The organism is Anaeromusa sp., assembly GCF_028691475.1.
GTDB lineage: Bacteria > Bacillota > Negativicutes > Anaeromusales > Anaeromusaceae > Anaeromusa.
The window spans coordinates 6,976-15,547 of the sequence record NZ_JAQUZF010000062.1; the positions used below are offsets into that span (position 1 = coordinate 6,976).

The window sequence follows — 8,572 nt, forward strand, 5'->3', positions numbered from 1 at the left end:
CTCTAAGCGAGAATCGCCTTTGTTGGCAGCGTCATTGTATTGGAGACAAGATTTGCGCGCGTCTCGCAAAAGCGGGCGAAGGCGGCAGTTTCTTAACTCGTTGCGCTCAAACAGGCGAAACTGTGCTCCGCCGTAGCCCTCTTTTGCGTCCTGCGGACCGTCTTGCTCCAATAAAAGTCTCCAATACAATGATCGTCGTCGCCGCTGCCCTACATTTATTCCTGTTCAAAATCCCGTACCATGTTTTTCTCCTGCGCACCCTCACGCGACTCAGGTTCTCTTGTTCAATCCCTGCGTTTCGTGCCTTCTCATTCTCTACGACGCTTGCTTCAGCCCGTGCTTAGCTTCGTAGGCTTTGATACGGTCAGCGACGTTTTGCTGCAGGTTGCGATAAAAGAAGAGGTAGTCATACACATGGTAGACTCCTGGTTGGAAGAGATCCAGCATAGGAGGGTAGTCGGCGCTGTCAATGTCGGTAACCTTCAAAGAGCCTCGCGTCGGATCCAAGTAGGCGCCGGTAAGCTGCGGAACTTCTTTGGTGATTTCGCCGTGGTAGTTGACAAAGACGGCCCCGAGATTCAGCGATTTGTCGGCAGGCTCGCTGGTGGTTTTCCAGTTCAACGGGTTGATGCTCAATGTTTTTTCCGGCACCAGCAAGGAAGAGGTTACCTCTGGAGCTTCGGTATTGAAGGAAATAACGACGCCTGTATCTGCGGCATGTTGCGCCATTTTTAACTGGGGATACTGCATGGCTTCTGTCGGAGTGACCGGCCAGCCGATGGCATAGGCGGCGACCAATTTTTGCTGTAATGCCGGATCGCGGTATACGTCTTTAATCAGGCGCAGCACCATGTCGCCTCCCTGGCTGAACCCGGCAAGAATCACCGGGCGTCCTTGGTTGTATTCCCTCAGGTAATAGGTGAAGGCCGCCTTGACATCTTCATAGGCGAGAGAGAAATAAGGACTGCTTTGCTGGCGCGGCAGCTTGTACATGGATAAAGAAGCTTGGCGGTAGTAGGGGGCGTAAAAATTACATTCTTGATCGTAAATGCCTTTTTCCATGAGGGTGGCGCCAAGAAAGAATTGGCGGGCCTGCGGGTCGTCTACAGGCATGTTATGCTGTTCGGCGCTGCCCATGTAGGCAGTGGGGCAGACGAAAAAGACATCTACCGCGTGTCCTGATTTTGCCGGTTCTCCTTGAAAGGCCCAGTTGCCGGAGGAGGCATAGTTTAGGGGAGCGCCGTGGGCGCTGCTAAAGACGAGCAGGCAAAAGAAGAACGGCAATAAAATTCGTGGATATAATCGCATGCAGGTTCCTTCTTTCTGTGTAAAATATAAAGTTGCTACTCTGTTTCTACATAGAAAAGCCTGTTTCCTTTAGGCGGAAACAGGCTTTTGTGGTTTAAGGAGATATTGGACGGAACTCAGAGTAACAGAGTAAGCAGAGGGGAACAGAGAAATAAATGTAATAAGTCAGGCGGTTACTTTGCAACCGTTGCCAGGGCTTCGTCAAGTTCTTCGCGTTCAAAGCCGACAATCAGGCGGCCGTTGATGCTGGTAACCGGGACGCTCAATTGTTTGGTCAGCGCCAGCAGTTCCTTGCGGCCTTCTAGATCGCTTTCAATGTTGACTTCTTGAAATTTAACTTGCCGCAGTTCAAGGTACTTTTTGACCTTTTGGCACCAGGGACAGTCGGGAATGGAATAGACTTTAATCATGGTAAAGACCCCCTCATATATAGATTTTATATAATTGTGATCCGCCTTAGCCCGTTTTTTCGTCCTGCGGACCGTCTTGGTCCAATAAAAGTCTCAAATACAATCATTGCCGTCGTGACCCTCTGCGATCCCTCCATCTACTCCCTTTACTCCTGTTTAATTTTCGTGTCCTTCTGCTTGGTTAGATACCGTTCTGCTAAAAGAGCCGCTACGGTACCATCGGCAGCGGCGGTTGTCAGCTGCCGGATGGGTTTAGTCCGGATATCGCCAGCGGCGAAGACACCGGGAACATTGGTTTCGCAGCTTTCCCCTGCGATAATGTGGCCGCTGGCGTGCAGGGTAATATCTTGGCTGTACAGGCTGGTTCTGGGAATGACGCCAATATTGACGAAAATACCGTCCAAGTCCAGTGTTCGCTGCTCCTTAGTATGGACATTTTCCACGACAACCCTTTGCAGCTCTGTTTCGCCGGCGGCGGAGAGAATTTGGGTTTGGAAAAGAAATTCTGTATTAGGCAAGTCTAGCGCTGCTTGTTGTTCCGTAGGTTCCGCTGTCATTTGCGGTGAACGATGGATCAGGTATAGTTTTTTGGCGTATTTGCTTAAAACCTTTAGGGCCCCGGCTGCCGCATTGCCGCCGCCGACGACGGCGACAGTTTTTCCTTCATACAGGTGACCGTCACAAAGCTCGCAGTAATGAATGCCGTGGCTGCGAAAGCGTTTTTCTTCGACAATGGGAAGTTGGCGGCGCTCCATGCCGCCGGCAAGAATAACCGCTTGCGGCTGGTATACGGCGCTGTGTGTTTCTACGATTTTTTCAGCGGCGGTCAGCTTCGCGCTGAGGACTTGGTCGAATTCATCTAAAACAGCGCCTGCTTCTAGGGCTTGCTGTTCCAGCGTTTTAACCAAGTCGCTGCCTTTGACTTTGGGTAGGCCAGGGTAGTTTTCCACGATATAGGCGTCGCGAATTTGTCCGCCTACCAGAGCATCTTCCAAGATCAACGTGTCAAGCTTCATGCGAGCTGCATATAGACCGGCAGTCAGGCCGGCGATGCCGGCGCCGATAATGAGCAGGTCCAACGACTTATGGGGCTTGGACATGACGGCAGCCTCCTCAGTGTAAAGTACTCTATGTTAATTAAATTGTAGGTTGAGGAAATCGAGAAGTCAAGAAAGGCTTTTTGGTTGCCGCAATTATCCGTTGAGAAGCGGAGGGCCTTATTTTTCTTACAGCCAGATGGGAATATCTTTAGCCGGAGGGGGATTGCTTTTGCTTGCGCCAGCGGCGGCCTGAGAAGGCTGCGGCGGCAGAAGCTGCGCTGCAGGGGTGCGCAGAACCAAATCAATAAAGAATTGCATAGCCGGAGAGAGGTACTTGTTTTTGTGATACACAATCTTGAAGGTGCGCACAAAGGATAAGCCTTCTACGGGGACGATGGCCAGTTCGCCCCGGGCGGCTTCTTTGGCTACCGCCAGGCGGGAGATGACGGTATGCCCGAGACCGGCGGCCACGGTGGCTTTGATAGTTTCGGCGTTGTTGTAGCACCCGGCCAGCTTCCAGTTCAGATCGGCGCTGGTCATGACGGCTTCAAAAAGTTCGCGGGTGCCGCTGCCGGCTTCGCGGACAATAAAGGGAGCTCCTTCAAGCTGGGCGGCGCGGATGCTTTTTTCTTTCGCCCAGGGATGCTGCGGTGCGCAGACAAGCACCATCTCGTCTTCTTGGAAGTTTTGCGTTACCAGCCAGGGAGACTGTATTTTTCCTTCGACTACGCCCAGATCCAGACGGTCTTCTAAAAGATCGTTTTCAATGACGCTGGTATTGTTGACGTAAGAAGTGACTTCAATATCCGCTTTGACAGCGCTCAGACGGTGCAGCAAGGGGCCCAGCAAGTAGGTGCCAACGGTGACGCTGGCGCCCAGTCGCAAAATGCCATGCTCGCTGACTTCGCGCATAGCGGCTGCGGCTTCCTGGTTGAGATTGACAATGTGACGGGCATAGGTGAGGAGACGCTTGCCTGGTTCGGTAAGATACAGACGGCGTCCTAAACGTTCAAAAAGCTTAACTTGGTAATGGCTTTCCAATTCGCCAATGGCCTGGCTGACCGAGGGCTGCGCTACGAAAAGCGCTTTGGCGGCGGCGGTCATGCTGCCGCTGTCGCAGACCTGCAAGAAGATGGTCAAATGCCGAAATGTCATCCTACACCTCCATAGGTAAATTGTTATTGATTATATAAAATTATAGTATTTTACATATGAGACGACAAGGGGTATGCTGGATTTGGATACGAAAGGAGCGAAGAACTATGAAACAAATGCCGGGAATTATGTTGGCGCTGCTTTTGGCAGTGCCGGCGTGGCTTTTAGGACAGGCGGTTCCGTTGGTAGGAGGTCCTGTTTTTGCGATTTTACTGGGGATCTTGCTGGCTGGTTGGAAGCGTCCCGAGAGTGTGGAATCTGGACTGCGTTTTACCGGCAAGAAAGTGCTGCAACTGTCGATAGTCTTGTTGGGCTTTGAAATGAATCTGCATTATGTCTTACAGGTGGGCGGGCAGTCGCTGGTGATTATTGTGGCGACCTTGAGCGCGGCCTTTTTGACGGCTTGGCTGGTAGGACGCTGGCTGCGTTTGCCGGGAGATACGACCATTCTTATCGGCGTGGGCACTGCGATTTGCGGCGGTTCGGCTATTGCCGCAACAGCCCCGGTGATTGGCGCTAAGACTCAGGATGTAACCTATTCGATTTCGACGATTTTTCTTTTCAATATTGTCGCGGTATTTCTGTTTCCTTTTTTAGGACATCTGTTGGGTTTGGGAGATGCAGGCTTTGGCATGTGGGCCGGCACCGCCATTAACGATACCTCCTCCGTGGTGGCGGCAGGCTATTCCTACAGCGACGCTGCGGGCAGCTACGCTACAATCGTTAAGCTGACGCGAACGCTGATGATTATCCCAATTACCTTAGCGCTTGGTTTATATCAGGCAAAAAAATCCAGGCAAGCAGGAGAAGGGTTTTCCTTAGGTCGCATTTTCCCGCTTTTTGTTTTGGGTTTCCTGGCCGCTTCTGTTGTTAGCACCAGCGGTATTTTGGGAGAAACAGCGGCGCATTTTCTGGGGCAGGCGGGTAAATTCTGTATCGCCGTAGCCATGGCGGCCATTGGCCTGAATACGCGCCTTAGAGAACTGCTTAAAAACGGCTTAGCTCCTATTTTGCTCGGTTTGGCCTGCTGGGCGGCGGTTGCGGTAGTGTCGCTTCTTTGTCAGCATATGATTGGTTTGTGGTAGGGAACTGCTAATTTATTCATATGCCAGCTCCCATGACCGTGCGGATATGATATTGGGTTGTAAGTTATCACGGGCTTTTGCTCAAAAATATTGATAAGTGAGTAGACAGGTGACAATAATGTTGATAAAATACTTGTAGATAATTACTATTCTTTCAAGGAGAACATCAACATGAATGAGTCAGTGGTTTTGTACCAATGCCCGGATTGCGGTTATATTGTGGAGGTTGTGAACCCGGGAAGCCCGGACCTGATTTGCAGCGGCGAAGCGTTTGCCGCCACCTGTGTGGAAGTGGCCGCCGGGTTGGAGTGTTGCGGCAAGAAGATGATCAAGCTGGAACCTAATACAGTGGAGGCTTCCCAGGAAAAGCATCTGCCTGTGGCCGAGTGGCTCGCAACAGGTCAAGTAGAGGTCAAGGTGGGAGAAGCAGCTCACCCGATGACGTCGGAGCATTGGATTCGCTGGATTTGGGCCGTGGCCGACGGTCAGGTGCAACGGGTGGAACTGGAGCCGGAACAAAGCCCGGAGGCAGTCTTCAATGTGAAGGGAGCCGGAGAGGTTGCCCTTTATGCCTACTGTAATTTACATGGTCTATGGAAAACACTGCTTCAACGTTGACTCTTTCTGAAGAAAAGTGATATGCTAATTACTAAACATAAAATAACAGGAGGGTATTTAAATTATGAGCAATTTAAAAGGAACGAAGACAGAAGCAAATTTGCAGGCAGCGTTTGCCGGCGAGAGCCAAGCTCGCAATAAGTATACTTACTATGCAGCGGCGGCTAAAAAAGAAGGGTTGAATCAAATTGCCGCTCTTTTTGAAGAAACCGCGAACAATGAGAAAGAGCACGCCAAAATCTGGTTTAAGCTGCTTCATGACGGTATGCCGAAAACCGCCGAGAATTTACTAGATGCTGCAGAGGGCGAAAACTACGAGTGGACTGATATGTACGCTTCTTTTGCCAAAACTGCCAAAGAAGAAGGTTTTGAGAAAATTGCTTATCTTTTTGAAGCAGTGGGTGAAATCGAAAAAGAACACGAAGAGCGTTATCGCAAGCTGTTGGCTAACTTGAAGGACGAAACCGTTTTTGCGCGTCCCGAAGAGCAGCGCTGGCAATGCGCTAACTGCGGCCATATTCACGTAGGAACCAAAGCGCCCACGCTTTGCCCTGTTTGCGATCATCCCCAGGCGCATTTCCAAATTCTCGCGACGAACTACTAAAAAGGAGCCGCAGATTTATTCACATCTCACGCCTAAGTAGATCTTTTTCCGTCAGCCTTTGTCAGAAAGCCTCGGCATAGCGCCGCTATGCCTGCGTTTTCTTTCGCATCTGACAAAAAAATCTCTTACTTAAGCGGAGCGTTCATTAAATCAGCGGCTCCTTAAAAAGATAAGAGTTTAAGGAAAAGTAAAAAGGAGAGCTTGCTATCAATGGCAAGCTCTCCTTTTTGATATGCTAAAATTTATAAGTTTTGAGAGGCTGAGATAGGAGAAATGGCGGGGTTATTTGGATAACGAACCGCGAAAAACGCGAAAGGGGTTTTCAAAGGTTAGGAGCTTCTGTCTAAACTGCGGTATGCTTGTATTTGAGACAAGATTTCCGCGCGGCTTGCCAAATTTTATTTCTCTGTTACCTCTGGCTTTTCTCTGTTACTCTGTGTGACGTTCCCCTAAAGGACCGCACATTTGTGGTTGGTCAAATTTTAAACTTCGCCACTGTTTCACGGAGTTCTTCCGCCATGCAGGACAAGGCTTGGCTGGAAGAGGCGATTTCCTCCATCGAGGCGGATTGTTCTTCTGTGGCGGCGGAGACGGTCTGCGTTTGCTCGCTGGTTTTACGGCTGTGTTCATCAATGGTACGAATGGAAGAGACCATAGCTTCATTTCCTTTGGTAATGGCGCTAAACGCTTCGGACATAGCGGTAACCTGTTCGGAAATGGAGCTAATGAAGGAAGAAATTTCTCGGAAGGAGTCGCCAGCTGTAGCGACGACCTGATTTCCTTGCTCTACTTCTTTGGTGCCTGCATCCATCGCGGCTACGGCTGTTGCGGTTTCACTTTGAATTTCGCCGATCAATTGGGCGATTTTCTTGGCGGCTTCTTGGGATTGTTCCGCCAGCTTGCGCACTTCCTCGGCGACAACGGCGAAGCCTCGGCCTTGTTCGCCCGCCCGAGCCGCTTCGATGGCGGCATTTAGAGCCAATAGATTGGTCTGGCTGGCGATGCCGGAGATGGTGTCGATGATCTGACCGATTTCTTGAGAACGAGCCCCTAGGGTAGTTACAACTTGCGCTGAGCGGCTGACAGATTGAGAAATAGCTGCCATTTGCTCTGTGGCGGCAGCAATAGAGGCATCCCCGCTAGCGGCGGCTGTAGAAGTGTTGGTTACCGTAGCGACAATTTGCGAGCTGTTTTTTGCCAAATTGTTGATGTGCAGGGACGTTTCTTCTACGGTATGCAGAGCGTCTTGCATGCTATGTTGTTGTGCGTCGGCGCTGCCTGCGACTAGGCTGATTGACTCGGCTACTTGGTTGACGGCTTGTGCGGACTGGTCAGTGCTGGCCGTCAATTGCTGGGAGGAAGCGGCTAACTGTTCTGAAGACTGAGCGACTCGTTGTACCAAGTGACGCATGTTTTCCGCCATAGAAGCAAAATTGGCACTTAAGAGTTGTAATTCATCGGCTGAATCAGAGCGCACAGAAGCCTGGCTTTTGGCGGCGATCGTCAAATCGCCTTGGGCCATCTGCTCTACCTGCTCGTTGAGGCGAGTAATGGGGTGAATGAGCCGTCTGGCGGCAAGGGCTCCCGCTGCGCAGGTGAGCACTAGAATGATTAGGCTAAGGCCGATGGAGATAAAGGTAAAGGCTGATAGTTTGGCAGTTACTTCTTCTTTCGGAACTTCCAGAGCCAGACTCCAGTTCGTGCCGGCTATAGGAGCATACGCCAGGTAATGAGCGCCGCTGGAAGTACTATATTGGCCTAAGCCTTCTTCGCCGCGGGTCATTTTTTCACCAAGCGCTTTTATAGAGGCAGGGATGGTTTCGTCTTTCAGAAGATTTTGCTTCATGACTTTTTCTTTATCAGGATGGCTGATCAAAAGGCCGTCTTTTTGGATCATAAAAGCAAAGCCGCTTTGGGCAAAACGAATTTCTCCAAGGCGTTTCATTAGTGTATCAACGGTCAGAGTGCCGCCGATAACGCCGGTGATTTGACCATTTTTCTTGATGGGCGCGACGATGGAGATAACGGTTTTTCCTTCGACTTTGGAAATGATAGGATCCGTAATCAGGGACTTGCCGGTGCTCATGACTTGCTTGAAATAAGCGCGGTCGGCAATGTTCGTACGGTCGCCGGTAGAATGAATAGCCCTTCCTTGGGTATCGACCAGCCAGAAACGCAAAAAGTTTGGATTGCGCTTGGCTTCTTCCCGTAAGAAAGACAGAGCAGCATCGGTTTCGCCATTAACAATGCTGGGCATAGTGGCGAGTAGGGAAACCTCCTGCTCGCTGGCGTTCAACCACAAGCCGACTTCTTTGGCATAGCTTGTAGACTGATCGACCAACAGTTCTTCCG

8 protein-coding genes are annotated in these 8,572 nt (G+C 50.6%); 3 read left to right on the plus strand and 5 right to left on the minus strand.

What is annotated here, in order from left to right:
- Nucleotides 1-315: 315 nt before the first annotated feature.
- The 4 genes from PHF27_RS09090 to PHF27_RS09105 form a co-directional block, all read right to left on the minus strand.
- On the minus strand, nucleotides 316-1,308 hold the full coding sequence (locus PHF27_RS09090; RefSeq protein ID WP_300068834.1) for a DUF3089 domain-containing protein: 993 nt from the start codon (nucleotides 1,306-1,308) through the stop codon (nucleotides 316-318).
- A gap of 173 nt (nucleotides 1,309-1,481) precedes the next feature.
- Nucleotides 1,482-1,718: a glutaredoxin domain-containing protein gene (locus PHF27_RS09095; protein ID WP_300068837.1), complete on the minus strand. Its 237-nt coding sequence runs from the start codon at nucleotides 1,716-1,718 to the stop codon at nucleotides 1,482-1,484.
- A 146-nt stretch (nucleotides 1,719-1,864) separates the two neighbouring features.
- The gene (locus PHF27_RS09100) at nucleotides 1,865-2,818 is read right to left on the minus strand and encodes an FAD-dependent oxidoreductase (RefSeq protein WP_300068840.1); all 954 of its coding nucleotides are present in this window, start codon (nucleotides 2,816-2,818) and stop codon (nucleotides 1,865-1,867) included.
- A gap of 126 nt (nucleotides 2,819-2,944) precedes the next feature.
- Complete coding sequence (locus PHF27_RS09105) at nucleotides 2,945-3,913, minus strand: LysR family transcriptional regulator (RefSeq protein ID WP_300068843.1); 969 nt, start codon at nucleotides 3,911-3,913, stop codon at nucleotides 2,945-2,947.
- 107 nt (nucleotides 3,914-4,020) lie between these two features.
- On the opposite strand from PHF27_RS09105, the gene PHF27_RS09110 reads away from it, so the two are divergent.
- From PHF27_RS09110 to rbr, 3 genes are all read left to right on the plus strand, one after another.
- Nucleotides 4,021-4,998: a YeiH family protein gene (locus PHF27_RS09110; protein ID WP_300068846.1), complete on the plus strand. Its 978-nt coding sequence runs from the start codon at nucleotides 4,021-4,023 to the stop codon at nucleotides 4,996-4,998.
- Nucleotides 4,999-5,169: 171 nt separating this feature from the next.
- Nucleotides 5,170-5,616: a desulfoferrodoxin family protein gene (locus PHF27_RS09115; protein ID WP_300068848.1), complete on the plus strand. Its 447-nt coding sequence runs from the start codon at nucleotides 5,170-5,172 to the stop codon at nucleotides 5,614-5,616.
- A gap of 64 nt (nucleotides 5,617-5,680) precedes the next feature.
- A complete protein-coding gene (gene rbr, locus PHF27_RS09120) occupies nucleotides 5,681-6,220 on the plus strand; it encodes a rubrerythrin (RefSeq protein ID WP_300068850.1) in 540 nt (179 codons plus the stop codon).
- A gap of 475 nt (nucleotides 6,221-6,695) precedes the next feature.
- Here rbr and PHF27_RS09125 read toward each other — a convergent pair.
- The coding region (locus PHF27_RS09125; protein ID WP_300068853.1) for a methyl-accepting chemotaxis protein at nucleotides 6,696-8,572 on the minus strand (1,877 nt) is incomplete at its 5' end.